This is a genomic window from Streptomyces sp. NPDC001137 (assembly GCF_040298885.1).
In the GTDB taxonomy this organism is placed as follows: Bacteria; Actinomycetota; Actinomycetes; order Streptomycetales; family Streptomycetaceae; genus Streptomyces.
In genome coordinates this window covers 570686-586853 of record NZ_JBEPBA010000001.1, presented here as the reverse complement: position 1 = coordinate 586853, position 16168 = coordinate 570686, and the positions used below count along the sequence as shown (strand labels likewise).

The window sequence follows — 16168 nt, the reverse complement described above, 5'->3', positions numbered from 1 at the left end:
GCCATCAGGGTGTCCGCATGGCCCACGCGTTCTTGGTCACACCCTGGATCGCGCCTTTTTTTGCCACGCCCCACCGCTTCAATGACCGGAATTCGCCCAACCGACTTCCGCTCAAATCCCTCCACGCGTGACTAACACTTGGTTGCTGCCGAAACCGCTTGGCCCGCGTGTATTCCAGGTCACGCAAGAACGCGCAGAGCATATTCATGAAGCGCATCAGCGGATGGAAATTGCCGCGACCCGTCGCTTCATGCGCGCCGTGGACAGCGACCGCGCGCAGGTTCACGGCGACGCGGACGTCCGTGATGGCGTTGCCGGCGAGGCTGGTGCCGGCGGAGAGATCGGTGCGGCCGATGAGGACATGGCTGATGCCGGTCTAGTTGCGCATCAGGCCGACCTGCTGTGCGGTGACGAAGACATCTGACCCGTGGTCCATGCCGTTCGCGATGTGGTGTGCGATGGGGCGGAACCGGGAGGCTTCGGTGATGGCGATGATGTAGCGCAGCATGCCGCGAGCCTGGGCGGTGCGGTCGGTTCCGCGGACCCCGAGGTCCCTGAGGCTGTTCTCAAGGCTGGACTCGCTCAGGTCGACGGCGGTCAGCGACTGGTTCGCCACGCGGGCGAGGGTGTCGTAGCCCACCTTGCCGAGGAACCAGTCGTCGTCGGCGTCCTCCTGGTTGGGGACGTCGGAGGCGAGGTTCAGGACGAAGTTGTGCGGGGTGTCGCTGGAGAAGAACCGTACGACGCAGAAGTCCCTGAGTCGTACGACCGCATGCACCGTGGGAGTGTGGTTGCCGCTGCTGATCACGATGTCGGCGAAACTCTGGCTCTCCGTGCTGCCGGTGACGGCGACGTTCACCTCGGTGTCGACGTCGGGCATGACACGGCCGTTGGCCGAGGTCTCGGCGAGGTTGCGCAGCTGGTCCAGCATGGTCAGATAGGCACCCGAGCCGCGGTTGATGTTCCAGCGGACCTGTGGGAAGTCGACGTGTTTCCTGCCGGCGACGTTCTCGGCGTTGATCGGCACATGGTCCGCCGCCGTCGAGGCGGATGTCTCGGTGTCCCTGGGCACCGTGAAGAACACCAGGATCCCGAGAAGGACGGACAAGGCGACCACCATGAGGACGCTGGTGGGCATGGTGTGCTCCGGTTGTTCGACGTGCAGCGATGTCACGACCGACGCTCACAGCCGGGGGGTTGTCCGGCAGGCCCCCTTGGCCACCGCAAACAATTCCGGAGGATCAAGTTCCACGTTACTTGTCCGGATGTAAACCCGCTGCTCGACGCCCCGCCCGCTTCTTCGCGCCTTGCGGCGGGACGCGAGACCACGGGGTCACAGCCGGGTTGTGCCGGTGGGGATGCCCAGGAGGGGCCGTCCGGCTGGTTCGGGCCGTACCGGCGCGAGGCCCGTGACCGTCAGGGGCAGACCCGCCTGTACGGCCGGTCCGGAACGTAGGTGTGCCACTGCGCCCGGGTCAGTTCCGTGTTCCCGGCACGGGAGCAGACAAGGGATGCCGCCCGGTCAGGATCCACGACGTACCGCTGCATCGGGACGTGTTTGCCGCCCGCGTACAGCATCGTGCTGTCCGGGCTGAAGGCGAGCGTGTCGACGCTCTCACCGGGGGTGGGCAGAGGAGGACCGAGAGGCTGCTGGGTCGCGATGTCCCAGAGTTGGACGGTGCCCGCGTCGCCGCCCACGGCGAGTGTGCTGCCGTCCGGGCTGAACGCGAGAGACGTGATCGTCTCGGCTGAGCCGGTGGACGGATCGTTGGGCGCCGAGAAGACGTTCCTCAGGATGCCCGCTCGGTGCCGGAGACCGCCGTCCCAGATGGCCACCCGCCCTGTCCCGTCGCCGGCCGCGAGGCGGCCGCCGTCCGGCGCGAAGGCGACGGCTCCGATGTCGTCGTGCTGGACGAGGTCATGGGCGTGGGACCGGCCCGCCCGGACGACGCGGTTGTCGGTCACGAGGAGCCCGCCGTCCGGGCTGACGGCCAGATGACGGCCGGCCGGGCCGGGGAGAAGCGCCGTCCTCCGCTGCCGCGTGGTGTCCCATGTCTCGTTGAAGTAGCCGCCCTCGGTCAGACGTGCGGTGAGGAGCGTACGACCGCCCGGTCCCAGGGCGATCGCGTCCGTGGATGTGGTGGACGCCGTCGCCAGGTCCACCGTGGCCTTCGTGTGTCCGGCGGCCACGTCCCACACCGTCAGGCGCTGAGGCGCCGTGTCCCAGGGGGCGGAGACTCCGTACGCGAACGTGCCGCCGTCGGGGCTGAAGGACAGCAAGGGCTCGGTGATGTCCCCGGGGACCCTCGGGACGCCGGTGCGGAAGGAAGGACGTGACGGGGTCGGCAGGGTTCGCAGCAGACGGCCGTCACGCGTGTTCCGCAGCTGGACGACGTAGCGGTCACCGATACGTTCGGCGGTGGCGAGCGTCCTGCCGTCGGGACTGAGCCGGACCCCTGCGAGCGGACTCGTGCGCCAGGCGCGGGTGAGCGTCGTGGTGAGGTCGAGGGTGTGGACCGTGCCTCCCTCGAGGTACCGCAGCAGGGGCCGCGAGGGGTCCCAGGCGAGACCCGAGAGCGACTCGTTGTCCAAGGAGTGCCGGAAAACGGGGGCGCCGCCCTTGGACAGACGCCACACTCTGATCTCCTGGCCGCCGCCGGTCGCCAGAAAGGAGCCGTCCGCGCTCACGACGGCCGAAAGGGCACCCGGGTGGGCGACGTCGGCGAGCTTTCGTCCCGAAGTGGTGTCCCACACCCGCACCCGGCCCCCGGCAAGGGCCAGGAGTCGGCCGCCGGTGAGGTCGAGGAGGGTGCCGTCATCACAGACGCCGCGAGCGCTCGTCCAGGCACCGGACCGGACGCTGCGCGTGGAGGTGTCCCGGACCTGCGGGGCCCGGCCGCGCGGGCAGACGGCCAGCAGCCGGTCGTCGGCCGCCGCGGTGGCGCGCTCCCCGCTGCCGGCCGACGGGGTCCGGAAGACCAGATGGCCGTCGGTGGCGGAGTAGAGCCCAACCCGGTCGTCGAACAGGCTCGTCACCAGGTAATTGCGCCCACTCGCCGCGAAGCTCACGGTGTACGTGTCCGGCAGGGGACCCCCGATCCAGCGCCTCGTTCGCGTGTCCCACAGCCGCTGGGTCCTGTCAGTGGTCTGGATGACGAGCACCCGGCCGCCCGGATCCGCGCCGAGTACGGCCCCGTGCGGTAGCGGCCCCGAGGCGATACGGCGGTGGGTGCCCACATCCCACGTCCGCCAGGTGCTGCCGTCGGTGGTGCTGAGCAGAGATCGCCCGGAGACGTCGAGGAACCGCGCCGAGGCGTCACCGGGCGCCGGGTCGGTGAAGTTGTCCAGTTCGGGCTGGGCCAGCGCGCCCAGCAGGGCACGGCGGGACTCCGGCAGCGCGGAGGTGCGCCATGCGGCGACGCCGAGCAGCATCGCGGTGCGCGGGTCGGTGGTCCGCAGTGCGTCGGCGACCGCGGCCACCCGGCGGGCCGCCGTGTCGGTGGTCTGCTGCTCGCTGTCCTGCCGCAGTCGCAGCGCGGTCAGGCCGACGACCAGGGCCACAACCAGCACGGCACAGAGCGAGGCCGTGAGCGTGCGGCTGCGGCGCCGGGCCCGGGTGGCGGACCGCTCCTCCGTCGCCCGCTGCTGCGCCGCGGCGACCAGGAAGGCCGTTTCCTCGGACGTCAGACCGTCGTGGCCGCGGTCGTCGCCCGCGAACAGTTCCTCGGCCCGCGCCAGGCGGGTGCCCCGGTACAGCGTGCCCGGGTCGCGGTCGTGCTCCAGCCAGGTACGGGCGGCGTCGGTCAGCTGCCGGTGCTGGCGCAGCCGCTCCCGGTCCGCGTCGATCCACTCGCGCAGCCGCGGCCAGCAGGTGATGAGAGCCTCGTGGGCGAGCTGAACTCCGTCGTCGTCGGTGGTCAGCAGCCGGGCCCGGGTCAGCCGCCCGGCGACGGCTCGCACCTCAGGGTCCTCCCACCCGGCCATTTCCTCCCAGCTGAGCGGGCGGCGCGTGTCGGCGTTGCCCTGGCCGGGCTCGACCATCCGCAGGAGCAGGTGCCGGGCGACATGCGCCTGCTCCGGTGAGAGTTCCCCGTACGCCTTCTCGGCGCTGGCCGCGATCGCGCCGCGCACCCCGCCGGCCGCCTCGTACGCGGCCAGGGTCAGCATCCGGCCCTTGCGCCGCCGCCAGGTCTCCAGCAGGGCGTGGGACAGCATCGGAAGTCCGCCGGGCTCGTCGAGCACGTCCTCGACGATCCGTGCGGTCAGGGTCCGCTCCACGATGAGCCCGGCCGCCTGCGCGGGACCGATCACCGCCTCGCGCAGCTCGTCCGCGGTCATGGGCCCGACCAGCAGCCCACTCGAGTGCAGCGCCTCCGCCAGTCGCGGGTGCTCGGCGCACCGCGCATAGAAGTCGGACCGTACGGCTATGAGCACGCGCAGTCGGCTTCCCGGGTCGCGCGCGGCGAGCAGAAGGTCGAGGAAACGGTCCCGCTCGGCGCGCTCGCGGCAGAGGGTGAAGACCTCCTCGAACTGGTCCACCACCACCCAGCTCTCCGGGTCGTCGGCCGTCGGAGTCAGCAGATGCCCGTAGGTGGTGGCGGGCCGGGCTCCCGGAGTGAGGATACGGAGCACCGCGGTACGCCCCTGCTGCGCGATCCTCTCCCGCAGCAGGGGAATCAGACCGGCCCGCAGCAGGGAGGACTTGCCGCTGCCGGACGCCCCGAACACCACGGCGAACGGGGACCCGCAGGCCAGCTCGCTCAGCTCGTCGATCAGCCGGTCCCGGCCGAAGAACAGCTCACGGTCGTCCGGCTCGAAGCGGGCGAGGCCGCGGTAGGGCGGTGCGGCGTCGGTATCCTCCTGCCTCTCCTCCCCGGCCAGCGCCTCGGCCTCCGCCCACCGGGCCTCCCACTCAGCGGGGTCCTCCCCGCATGCCTGGACGTACGCCCGGAGCACGGCCAACGACGGCAGCCGCTCGCCGCTCGCCGCCTTCGCCAGGGTCGTCACCGAGAAGCCGGCCTTCTTCGCCATGGCCCGGTACGACACGCCACCCGCCGAACGGCGCAGCTCCCGAAGATCATGGGCGAGTCGCTGCACGGGACCGGCCGCCGGGTCGACCGGTAGTTCGGGGCGCCCCATGGCGAAGCCTCTTTCGCATACAAGAAGAACATGCTGATCAGCAGCACAAGGTACTTTTCGTCCCCCTCGGGCGAGAACCCTTTTCGACTGTGATGTCCGCCGGAGAAGTGCCGTCGGACAGTAGCCAGCACCAGAAGCCCAGGGCGCATCAGTGCCCTCGGCCAAACCAATGTGCCTTCAATGCGCCCTGGGCGCCTGACGGCCCCCCTCCGCCACCAAAAAGGGCGAGGCCCGAAGACCCCGCCCAACCCGCAAGAAACCCCAGCCCAGAGCCGATCAGGGCCACACAAGGCAGTACGGCTGATGCCCCGCCTCATGCAACCGATGGCTGAAGTCCTGCCACTCGTGCAGCAGTTGGTACACGTTGAACGCGTCCCGCGGGCCCCCGCGGTCCGGCACCGTCGACCAGATGAACGCCGCCGCGCCCACCGCCTCCTCGCCTATGCCCCGCAGCGGGTCGACGACCGTCATCGGGAGCTTGACCACCGCGTAGTCGGGGTGCAGGACGACCAGTTCGAGGGGCGGGACCTTGTGGAGGGGGACGCCTTCGATGCCCGTCAGCACCATCGCCGCCATCGTCTCCGGCTTGATCTTGGTGAACATGCCGTTCATGCCGAGCTCGTCGCCGCCGAGTTCCTCGGGGCGCATCGAGATCGGGACACGGGCCGCGGTCGCGCCGTCCGGCGCGCCGAAGTACTTGTACGTCACCCCCACCCGACCACCATTCCTGCTCCCGGCCCGGAGCGCGTCGCCCCGGCGGTCGATCCGCCGGTCGATCTGCTCGGGCTCGCTCGGTGCACCCTGTCCCCGACGTGCCTCGGTCGCTTCCTCCGCCTCGCGTCGGTGCCTTCCTCGATGGGCACGTCGAGGACCCAGGTCATCAGTCCCCTCGCCCAGTCCGCCACCGCGATGCATATCTCCACCCGACTGCTTTTCTAGGACGCGTGGCCCCCGCCGCGCAACCCGATCATCGTGTCAGTGACCTCCCCCACGGCCGCCCGCCGAAACGTGCGTTGAAACACCTGTCCGCAGGATCTTCGCAGCCTCTGAACAAGCCTCCGTACACCTCGTCGTATCACCTGGCCGCGCACCCGGTCGTACATCCGTCCGTACACCTATACGTACGCCAGGGCCGTATGAGCTGTGTGTATCAGGTCCCAGTTTCGCAGATCGCGCCGGGTGGCGGCTGTCTCCCGGGTCAGCAGCGGTGCCCGCTGCCACCCGTCCACCCTGGCCTACCCTGAGGAGGTCCCTTGCAACCGGAGCCCGAGAAGTCGGAGAAGGTCGGAGAAGTCGCAGGTCATGAGCGAACTGCCTAATTCACTGCCTTATTCATACGAAGCGCCTGCCTCGCAGGCACTGTTCGACCGGGCCGCGGCCGTCACTCCCGGTGGGGTGAACTCCCCGGTACGCGCATTTCGTGCCGTGGGCGGTACGCCCCGGTTCATGGTGTCCGGTACCGGTCCGTATCTGACGGATGCGGACGGGCGGGACTACGTCGACCTGGTGTGCTCCTGGGGGCCCATGATCCTCGGGCACTCCCACCCGGAGGTCATCGCCGCCGTTCAGGACGCCGTCTCGCGCGGTACCTCCTTCGGTACGCCCGGTGAGGGCGAGGTCGCGCTCGCGGAGGAGATCGTCGAGCGGGTCGAGCCCGTGGACCAGGTGCGGCTCGTCAGCAGCGGGACCGAGGCCACCATGTCGGCCATCCGGCTCGCCCGCGGGTTCACCCGGCGCACCAAGGTGATCAAGTTCGCCGGGTGTTACCACGGTCACGTCGACTCGCTGCTCGCCGCGGCCGGCAGTGGCGTGGCCACCTTCGCCCTTCCCGACACCCCCGGCGTCACCGGCGCCCAGGCCGGCGACACCATCGTGCTGCCGTACAACGACCTCGAGGCCGTCCACGAGGCCTTCCACCGGCACCCCGGTGAGATCGCCTGCGTGATCACCGAGGCCTCACCCGGGAACATGGGCGTCGTGCCGCCCCGGCCCGGGTTCAACCAGGGCCTGAAGGACGCCTGCTCCAAGAACGGCGCCCTCTTCATCTCCGACGAGGTCATGACGGGTTTCCGCACCAGCCGGGCGGGCTGGTTCGGGATCGACGGGGTCAAGCCCGATCTCATGACCTTCGGGAAGGTCATGGGCGGCGGATTCCCTGCCGCCGCCTTCGGCGGGCGTGCCGACGTGATGGCGCATCTCGCGCCCGCCGGGCCCGTCTACCAGGCCGGCACCCTCTCCGGGAACCCGGTCGCCACCGCGGCCGGCCTCGCCCAGCTGCGCCTGCTCGACGACGCCGCCTACGACAAGGTCAACGCCGTGTCGGAGAGCATTCAGGGGCTCGTGACCGAGGCGCTGAGCAAGGAAGGCGTCGCGCACCGGCTGCAGAACGCCTCCAACATGTTCTCCGTCTTCTTCACGGACCGGGAGGTCCGCGACTACGAGGACGCCAAGAAGCAGGAGTCCTTCCGCTTCACCGCCTTCTTCCACTCGATGCTGGCGCAGGGCGTCTATCTGCCGCCCTCGTCCTTCGAGTCCTGGTTCGTGTCCACGGCCCACGACGAACAGGCCGTACAGCGCATCGCCGACGCCCTTCCGGCGGCGGCCCGAGCGGCGGCGGAGGCCACGGCAGCATGAGCGACAGCACCAACACGGCGGGCAGCGACATCACGGTCGTCCACGTCATGCGGCACGGCGAGGTCGCCAACCCGGACGGGGTCCTGTACGGGCGGCTGCCCGGCTACCGCCTGTCCGAGCTGGGCCGGCAGATGGCCGAGCGGGTCGCCGAGCACCTCGCGCCCCGCGACATCACCTACGTCTGCGCCTCCCCGCTGGAGCGGGCCCAGGAGACGGCCACCCCGATCGCCAAGGCCCACGGGCTGGACCTGGCCACCGACGAGCGGCTCATCGAGGCCGACAACGTCTTCCAGGGCAAGACCTTCGGGGTCGGGGACGGCGCGCTGCGCAAGCCGGGCAACTGGAAGCACCTCGTCAACCCGTTCAAGCCGTCGTGGGGCGAGCCGTACGTCGACATCGTCGTCCGGATGATGCAGGCGCTGGACTCCGCCAAGGACCGGGCGCGGGGGCACGAGGCCGTCCTCGTCAGCCACCAGCTGCCGATCTGGATCGTGCGGTCATACGTCGAGAAGCGGCGGCTGTGGCACGACCCGCGCAAGCGGCAGTGCACCCTCGCCTCGCTGACGTCCTTCACCTACCAGGGTGACAAGCTGGTGTCCGTCGGCTACAGCGAGCCGGCCCGCGATCTCGTCCCGGCCCATCTCCTCGCGGGCGCCAAGCCGGTGAAGGGACAGGCCAAGGCCTTCGGCGCCTGACGCTCCCCTTTAGGGAGTCATGGGGTGCCATTGGCGGACGAGAAATCCCCTTTGGGGTTCCATGACACGTTCGTGACATTTGTTGTCAGATCAATGTGATCGTGAGGAACCTCCCCCTTCGTCATGTCCTCTGAATGGGTGACCACCACAGGACACGACGAATCGGGGTTGGAATGCGCACTCGCAGCGCTCTCACTCGCAGGGGAATGCTCGGTCTCGGCGCGGGCGCCGCGGCCGCCGTCGGACTCTCCGGCTGCGGCACCCTCACGCCGTCAGACGGGTCCACCCACTCCTCGGGTTCCAAGAGGGGTGGATCCGGCAAGCCCTCGCACCCCGCCCGCCCCATCGGCGACGGCTCGACCTCCTTCACCGGCAAGCAGCCCCACCAGCCCGCGAAGCCCGAGCCGCTGGAGCCGGGGCAGACCCCGCCGCAGTTCGTGATCTTCTCCTGGGACGGGGCCGGCGAGGTCGGCAACGGGCTCTTCCCCCGCTTCCTCGACCTCGCCAAGCAGCACGGCGCGTCCATGACCTTCTTCCTGTCCGGGCTGTATCTGCTGCCCGAGTCGAAGAAGCGTCTCTACAACCCGCCGAACAACCCGCGCGGCGCCTCCGACATCGGTTACCTCACCGACGAGCACGTCAGGGCCACGCTCACCAACATCCGCCGCGCCTGGCTCGAAGGGCACGAGATAGGCACCCACTTCAACGGCCACTTCTGCTCCGGCTACGGCACCGTCGGCAACTGGACGCCCGCCCAGTGGCGCAGCGAGATCCAGCAGGCCAAGGCCTTCGTGAAGGAGTGGCGGACGAACACGGGGTGGTCCCAGATGCCGTCCCTGCCCTTCGACTACGAGAAGGAGCTCGTCGGCGGCCGCACGCCCTGCCTGCTCGGCCAGAACAACCTGCTGCCCACCGCCAGGGAACTCGGCTGGCGCTACGACGCCTCCTCGCCCGGCGGCCGCCAGGTCTGGCCCGAGAAGAAGCACGGGCTGTGGGACCTGCCGCTGCAGCAGATCCCGTTCCCCGGGCGCAGCTTCGAGGTCCTGTCCATGGACTACAACATGCTCGCCAACCAGTCGGTCAACTCGACCAACGCGCCCGCCTACAACTACCCGGGCTGGCGGACTCAGGCCTCGAAGGCCTACATAGCAGGCTTTCAGCGGGCATACGAGACAAACCGTGCACCTTTCTTCATAGGCAACCACTTCGAACACTGGAACGGCGGCATCTACATGGACGCCGTCGAGGAGGCGTTCAAGCACATCGCGCAGGAGAAGGAGAAGGGAGCGGACGTACGCCTCGTCTCCTTCCGGCAGTTCGTCGACTGGATGGACGTACAGAAGCCGGAGATCCTCGCCAAGCTGCGCACCCTCGAGGTCGGACGGCCGCCGGCGGGCGGCTGGAAGACGTTCCTCAAGGAGACCCCCACCTCCTCGTCCTCACCCACCGGGCAGGCTGCCTGAAATGCGGATTTCCCCCCGCAAGGGGGGTGCGCACGACCCCGGGAACGGGCATGCGAAACTTTTCACATGAGTGCCGCCAGCCGCGCCCATGTGCGCTCGAACCGCGCACGTCGCCGAACAGTCCTGACCACCGCCGGTGCCGCGGTCGCCACGCTGCTGATGTCCGCCTGCTCCTCCGGGGGGACCTCCGGCGGGGGCGGTGACACCAACTTCGTCATGGGCAAGGACGGCATCTCCACCGCGAAGAAGGGGGAGCGGGCCGCGGCGCCCGACCTTTCCGGCGAGACCGTCAACGGGGGACAGCTCGACGTCGCCTCCTACAAGGGCAAGGTCGTCATCCTGAACGTGTGGGGCTCCTGGTGCGCCCCCTGCCGGGCCGAGGCGCCGAACTTCGAGAAGGTCTACCAGGACCTCAAGGGCAAGGGCGTCCAGTTCGTCGGCATCAACACCCGTGACACCAGCACCCAGAACGCGGTCGCCTTCGAGAAGCAGCAGGGCATCACCTACCAGAGCCTGTACGACCCCACGGGCAAGCTGATGCTGCGCTTCAAGAAGGGCACGCTCAACCCGCAGGCGGTCCCCTCCACGCTCGTCCTCGACCGGGAGGGCAGGATCGCCGCGCGCTCGCTGGCCGCGCTCAGCGAGGACAAGCTGCGCAAGATGATCGCCCCGGTCCTCGCGGAGAAGTGACGTGACCTCAGTCACCACGCTCGCCGCGACGGGCTACAACGACACGGTGCTCAACGGCGCCCTGCTGCTCGCCCTGCCCATCGCGCTCCTCGGCGGCCTCGTCTCCTTCTTCTCCCCGTGCGTCCTGCCGCTCGTCCCCGGTTATCTGTCCTATGTCACCGGGGTCGCGGGCACCGATCTGGCCGAGGCCCGGCGCGGGCGGATGGTCGCGGGCGCCTCCCTCTTCGTCCTCGGCTTCACCGCCGTGTTCGTCTCCAGCGGGGCCCTGTTCGGCTACTTCGGCGACACGCTCCAGGACAACAAGGGCATCCTGTCCAAGGTGCTGGGCGCGCTCATGATCCTCATGGGTGTCTTCTTCATGGGCCTGATGCCCTGGATGACCCAGCGGGAGTTCCGCTTCCACAAGCGGCCGGTGGCAGGTCTCGCCGGTGCCCCGCTGCTCGGCGCGCTGTTCGGCATCGGATGGACCCCGTGCATCGGCCCGACCCTCGGCTCCGTGCTGACCCTGTCCGCGCAGCAGTCGAGCGCGGGCCGGGGCGCCATACTGACCATCGCCTACTGCCTCGGCCTCGGCGTGCCCTTCGTGCTCGCCGCGGTCGCCTTCCGCAAGGCGCTCGGCGCCTTCGGCTGGGTCAAGCGCCACTATGTCTGGGTGATGCGGATCGGCGGCACGATGATGATCGTGACCGGTCTGCTGCTGCTGACCGGCGCCTGGGACCGCATCGTGCAGGACATGCAGTCCTGGTCCGCCGGCTTCACTGTGGGGATCTGATCGATGAGCAAGGCCACCACCACCGGTACGCCTCCCGAGCGGACCGACGACCCGGACCTCGGCGCCGCCGGCTCCCAGCTCTCCACCGCCCCCAGGGAGGAACTGGCGAACCTGCCCGCCCTGGGCGTCATCGGCTGGGTCCGCTGGTTCTGGCGGCAGCTCACCTCCATGCGGGTCGCGCTGCTGCTCCTCCTGCTCCTCTCGCTAGGCGCCATCCCCGGCTCGCTGATCCCGCAGTCCGGCATCGACGAGACGAAGGTCGCCGACTTCCGCAAGGCGCACACCTTCCTCGCGCCGGTCTACGACAAGCTGGGCCTCTTCCACGTCTACAGCTCGGTGTGGTTCTCCGCGATCTACATCCTGCTGTTCGTCTCCCTCATCGGCTGCATCGTCCCGCGCACCTGGCAGTTCATCGGCCAGCTGCGCGGCCGGCCGCCGGGCGCCCCCAAGCGCCTGACCCGGCTGCCCGCCTACACCACCTGGCGCACCGAGGCCGAACCCGAGCAGGTACGCGAGGCCGCCCTCGCCCTCCTCAAGAAGCGCCGCTTCCGCGCCCACCTCGCCGGTGACGCCGTAGCCGCCGAGAAGGGCTATCTGCGGGAGGTCGGCAACCTCGCCTTCCACATTGCGCTGATCGTGATGCTGATCGCCTTCGCCTGGGGCCAGCTCTTCAAGTCCGAGGGCAACAAGCTGGTCGTCGAGGGCGACGCCGACGGCTTCTCCAACACCCTCATCTCCTACGACGACTTCAAGTCCGGCAACCTCTTCAGCAGCGACGACCTGGTGCCGTTCAGCTTCAAGCTGGACAAGTTCACCGGCACCTACGAGAGCAGCGGCCCCAACCGCGGCACCCCGCGCACCTACCAGGCCGCCCTCACCTACAGCCAGGGCGCCTACGGCAAGGACAAGAAGGACCTCGTCAAGGTCAACGAGCCGCTGGAGGTCGGCGACGCCAAGGTCTACCTCACCGCCCACGGCTACGCCCCCGTCATCACCGTCCGCGACGGCAAGGGCAACGTCGTCTACCGCGATGCCGTCCCCCTCCTCCCGCTCGACTCGAACGTCACCTCCACCGGTGTGGTCAAGGTCCTCGACGGCTACAGGAACGCCAAGGGCGTCAGCGAACAGCTCGGCATCTCGGCCTTCTTCCTGCCGACCTACACCAAGGGCAGCGAAACCGCCTCCACCTTCCCCGCGCTGCAGAACCCGGTGCTGAACCTGACGCCGTACCACGGCGACCTCGGCGTCAACTCCGGCATCCCGCAGAGCGTGTACCAGCTCGACAAGTCGCATGTGAAGGAGTTCAAGGACTCCAAGGGCGCCCAGCTCAGGGACAACCTGAAGCCCGGCCAGACCATGCAGCTCCCGAACGGCGCCGGCTCGATCACCTACGAGACCACCAAGCAGTGGGCGAACTTCCAGATCGTCCAGCAGCCCGGCACCTCCTGGGCGCTCGCCGGTTCCCTCACCGCGATCTTCGGCCTCGCCGCGTCCCTGTTCATCCAGCGCCGCCGCGTCTGGGTACGGGCCGTCAAGGGCGCCGACGGTGTGACCGTCGTCGAGATGGCCGGCCTCGGCCGCAGCGAGTCCGCCAAGGTGCCGGAGGAGCTCGGCGACCTCGCCGGAAACCTGTACGACCAGGCACCGGGCGCACCCGAGCCCGACGAGGACTCCCACGACTCCGACGCCGAACCCGACGCCGGCTCACCGGACCAAGACGACACCACCACCCCCGACACCGAAGTCGTACCTGCCGAAGGGGCTGAGACGAAGTGACTCTCGCCGCCGGAACCGAGTTGGCCACGGCCACCAACGAACACCTCGCGAACATCAGCAACACGCTGATCTACTCCGCGATGGCCGTCTACACCCTGGCCTTCTTCGCGTACATCGCCGAATGGCTCTTCGGCAGCCGCAGCAGGGTCGGCCGCACGGCCGCCGCGCTCACCACGGAGGCCAAGGGAGCCAAGGGCAAGGCCCCCGCCGTCACCGTGAACAAGGCCGGCGGCACCGCCGTACTGGAGCGGCCCAAGGTCGTCGTACGGGCCGCATCCGGTGCACGGGACGTGCCCGACGGGCCCGGGGCGCACGGCGGGGACGAGCAGGGCGACCTCTACGGGCGTATCGCCATCTCGCTCACCGTGCTCGCCTTTCTCATCCACCTCGGTGGTGTGGTCGCCCGCGCGGCCTCGGTGGAGCGGGCGCCGTGGGGCAACATGTACGAGTTCAACATCACCTTCTCCACCGTCGCCGTCGGCGTGTACCTGACGCTGCTCGCGCTGAAGAAGAACATCCGCTGGCTCGGGCTGTTCCTGATCACCACGGTCCTCCTCGACCTCGGCGTCGCCGTCACTGTCTTGTACACCGCCAGTGACCAGTTGGTTCCCGCCCTGCACTCGTACTGGCTCTACATCCACGTCTCCACCGCCATCCTGTGCGGCGCGGTCTTCTACGTGGGCGCCGTCGGCACGCTCCTCTACCTCTTCAAGGACTCCTACGAGACCAAGCTGGAGAACGGCGGCACCCCCGGCCGCTTCGCGACGTCCTTCCTGGAGCGGCTGCCCGCCTCCTCCTCCCTGGACAAGTTCTCCTACCGCATCAACGCGGCCGTCTTCCCGCTGTGGACGTTCACGATCATCGCGGGCGCCATCTGGGCCGAGTCGGCCTGGGGCCGCTACTGGGGCTGGGACCCCAAGGAGACCTGGGCGTTCATCACCTGGGTCGCCTACGCCTGCTACCTGCACGCCCGCGCCACCGCCGGCTGGAAGGGCCGCAAGGCCGCCTACCTGGCGCTGATCGCCTTCGGCTGCTGGCTGTTCAACTACTACGGCGTCAACATCTTCGTCTCCGGCAAGCACTCGTACGCGGGCGTCTGAGCCGCAGAGGGCCGACACTGGTGTCATGAGCGGTTCCATCGCACAGGGCACCAGTCAGAGCCACGGGAACACGCACATGCTCCACTTCCTGGTGCGGGTCCCACGGCGCATGGAGGACGTCTGGCCGGCGGTCGCCACCCCCAAAGGGCTCGCCCAGTGGTTCACCGCCGCCGACGTCCTCGAACCCAGGCTCGGCGGCGCGGTCACCCTGCGTGACCTGGGGAGCGGCCGGGTCACCGCATGGGACGTGGACCGGGTCGCCGAGTACACGCTGGACGACGGCGACCGGATCCGCTTCCACCTGGAGCGGGACGGCGAAGAGGGCACCGCCCTCCGCTTCACCCACGAGTACCGGGGAGCCGGGACGGCGGAGCCCGTCTGGCGGTCCCGCTTCGAGAAGCTGGTCAGCCGACCGTGATCGAGTCCAGCTTCTCCCGCAGATAGCGGTGCGAGTCGACCGGCTCGTACGCCACCCGCCCCACCGGCGCCGGCACGGACTCCACCAGCGTCCCCGGTGTGCACTCGCCGAAGTACACGAGCGACATCAGCTCCTCGGCGGGCGCGTCCGCGGGCGGCGGCAGCACCCGGTGCCGCCCCGACCGCCACCTGTCACCGGTCCAACGGGCCATCAGATCCCCGATGTTGATGGTGAAGGCCTCAGGGTCGAAGGGCGCGTCCTCCCAGCCGCCCTCGTCCGTGTACACCTGCAGCCCGCCCTTCCCGGCCTGCCGGTCGAGGATCGTGACCGTCCCGAAGTCGGTGTGCGGCCCGATGCGGAACTGACCCGGCTGCGGCTCCCCGATCACCTCGGTGCCCGGATACCAGTTGATGTTGAAGCCGTACGTCGGATGGTCCATGTGCCGGGAGAAGAAGTCCGGTTCCAGGCCCAGCGCCTCGCCGAGCAGCGACAGGAGCTGCTTCTCCAGCTCGCCCATCCGCTCCAGGTACTCCTCGCACAGCGCCCGGAGCTCCGGCACTTCCCGCGGCCACACGTTGGGCGCGTACCACTCCGCGTTGACGACCGGGTCCTCGAAGGGCTCGTGCGTCGCGAACGTCAGCGACTCCTTCAGGTCCGGCGGGGTCTGCGTACCCTCCGAATAGCCGTTGGCCTCGGCGCCCGGGCCGAGCCAGCCGCGGCCGCCGACCTTCGCCGCGTACGGCTCCTTGACGCCGGCGGGCAGCCGGAAGAACGCCCGGGCCGCCTCCCGGATCGCGGACCGCAGCGCCGGATCCACACCGTGCCCGGTGACCAGCAGGAACCCGGCGGTCTGCAGGGCCTCGTCGACGGTGCGGGCGATGGAGGCACGGGCGTCCTCGTCGCCGTCGAGCCAGGGCCGCAGATCGATGGTCGGAATACGCGGGTCACTCACCGATGTCCTCGTTCCACAGTGCCGGATGGTTCTTGATGAAGTCGCGCATCATCCCGATGCACTCGGCGTCGTCCAGCAGCACGATCCGCACGCCGTGTTCCGCCAGCCAGTCGTGGCCGCCGTGGAAGGTGGCCGCCTCGCCGACCACCACCCGGGAGATGCCGAACTGGCGGACCAGACCGGAGCAGTACCAGCACGGCGACAGGGTCGTGACCATCGTCGTACCGTGATACGAGCGCTGCCGTCCCGCATTGCGGAACGCTGCCGTCTCCGCGTGCATCGAGGGGTCGTCGTCCTGGACGCGCCGGTTGTGGCCGCGGCCGAGCAGGGTGCCGTCGGCGCCGTAGAGCGCGGCGCCGATCGGGATGCCGCCCTCAGCGAGCCCGGCGCGCGCCTCCGCGACGGCGGTGGCGAGCCAGGCCCGTGCCGTCGCCCGGTCCATGGGGTCCTCAAGGTCCATGTCCTCACTCTGCTGTGGCCGAAACACGAGGGCAACGTGCGGAAAGTACTCTCCGGGCATCCCGCCGCC

The 16168-nt window shown here is 69.4% G+C and carries 14 protein-coding genes; 9 read left to right on the top strand and 5 right to left on the bottom strand.

The annotated features are described in order from the left end of the window. Window positions 1-127 precede the first annotated feature (127 nt). Complete coding sequence (locus ABT254_RS02770; protein ID WP_351462714.1) at window positions 128-424, top strand: hypothetical protein; 297 nt, start codon at window positions 128-130, stop codon at window positions 422-424. Here the strand turns inward: ABT254_RS02770 and ABT254_RS02765 are convergent. The 3 genes from ABT254_RS02765 to ABT254_RS02755 form a co-directional block, all read right to left on the bottom strand. After that, a complete protein-coding gene (locus ABT254_RS02765) occupies window positions 377-1138 on the bottom strand; it encodes a ribosome-inactivating family protein (RefSeq protein WP_351462712.1) in 762 nt (253 codons plus the stop codon). The two genes, ABT254_RS02770 and ABT254_RS02765, sit on opposite strands and share 48 nt — an antisense overlap. 278 nt (window positions 1139-1416) lie before the next feature. Continuing rightward, the gene (locus tag ABT254_RS02760; protein WP_351462710.1) at window positions 1417-5139 is read right to left on the bottom strand and encodes an nSTAND1 domain-containing NTPase; all 3723 of its coding nucleotides are present in this window, start codon (window positions 5137-5139) and stop codon (window positions 1417-1419) included. 276 nt (window positions 5140-5415) lie between these two features. Continuing rightward, window positions 5416-6054, bottom strand: coding sequence for a hypothetical protein (locus ABT254_RS02755; RefSeq protein ID WP_351462708.1), 639 nt, complete (start codon window positions 6052-6054; stop codon window positions 5416-5418). Window positions 6055-6441: 387 nt separating this feature from the next. On the opposite strand from ABT254_RS02755, the gene hemL reads away from it, so the two are divergent. The 8 genes from hemL to ABT254_RS02715 all read left to right on the top strand — a co-directional run bounded on the left by hemL (window position 6442) and on the right by ABT254_RS02715 (window position 14687). Continuing rightward, window positions 6442-7773 (top strand): glutamate-1-semialdehyde 2,1-aminomutase, encoded by a 1332-nt coding sequence (gene hemL / locus ABT254_RS02750; RefSeq protein WP_351462706.1) that lies wholly within the window; start codon window positions 6442-6444, stop codon window positions 7771-7773. Next, window positions 7770-8468, top strand: coding sequence for a histidine phosphatase family protein (locus ABT254_RS02745; protein WP_351462704.1), 699 nt, complete (start codon window positions 7770-7772; stop codon window positions 8466-8468). Before hemL ends, ABT254_RS02745 begins: the two co-directional genes overlap by 4 nt. A 173-nt stretch (window positions 8469-8641) precedes the next feature. Then, the gene (locus ABT254_RS02740) at window positions 8642-9931 is read left to right on the top strand and encodes a polysaccharide deacetylase family protein (protein WP_351462703.1); all 1290 of its coding nucleotides are present in this window, start codon (window positions 8642-8644) and stop codon (window positions 9929-9931) included. Between the two features lie 66 nt (window positions 9932-9997). Further along, window positions 9998-10621, top strand: coding sequence for a TlpA family protein disulfide reductase (locus tag ABT254_RS02735; RefSeq protein WP_351462701.1), 624 nt, complete (start codon window positions 9998-10000; stop codon window positions 10619-10621). A 1-nt stretch (window position 10622) separates the two neighbouring features. Continuing rightward, entirely contained in the window at window positions 10623-11393 is a 771-nt protein-coding gene (locus ABT254_RS02730) for a cytochrome c biogenesis CcdA family protein (RefSeq protein ID WP_351462699.1), read from the top strand. Window positions 11394-11396: 3 nt separating this feature from the next. Next, entirely contained in the window at window positions 11397-13169 is a 1773-nt protein-coding gene (gene resB, locus ABT254_RS02725) for a cytochrome c biogenesis protein ResB (protein ID WP_351462697.1), read from the top strand. Then, on the top strand, window positions 13166-14269 hold the full coding sequence (ccsB, locus tag ABT254_RS02720; RefSeq protein ID WP_351462695.1) for a c-type cytochrome biogenesis protein CcsB: 1104 nt from the start codon (window positions 13166-13168) through the stop codon (window positions 14267-14269). The genes resB and ccsB overlap by 4 nt, the downstream gene beginning before the upstream one ends. Window positions 14270-14294: 25 nt before the next feature. Beyond that, complete coding sequence (locus ABT254_RS02715; RefSeq protein ID WP_351462693.1) at window positions 14295-14687, top strand: SRPBCC domain-containing protein; 393 nt, start codon at window positions 14295-14297, stop codon at window positions 14685-14687. On the opposite strand, the gene ABT254_RS02710 is transcribed toward ABT254_RS02715, so the two are convergent. Beyond that, window positions 14674-15639 (bottom strand): isopenicillin N synthase family dioxygenase, encoded by a 966-nt coding sequence (locus tag ABT254_RS02710; protein ID WP_351462691.1) that lies wholly within the window; start codon window positions 15637-15639, stop codon window positions 14674-14676. The genes ABT254_RS02715 and ABT254_RS02710 overlap by 14 nt on opposite strands. Next, complete coding sequence (locus ABT254_RS02705) at window positions 15632-16099, bottom strand: nucleoside deaminase (RefSeq protein ID WP_351462689.1); 468 nt, start codon at window positions 16097-16099, stop codon at window positions 15632-15634. The genes ABT254_RS02710 and ABT254_RS02705 overlap by 8 nt, the downstream gene beginning before the upstream one ends. Window positions 16100-16168: the final 69 nt, after the last annotated feature.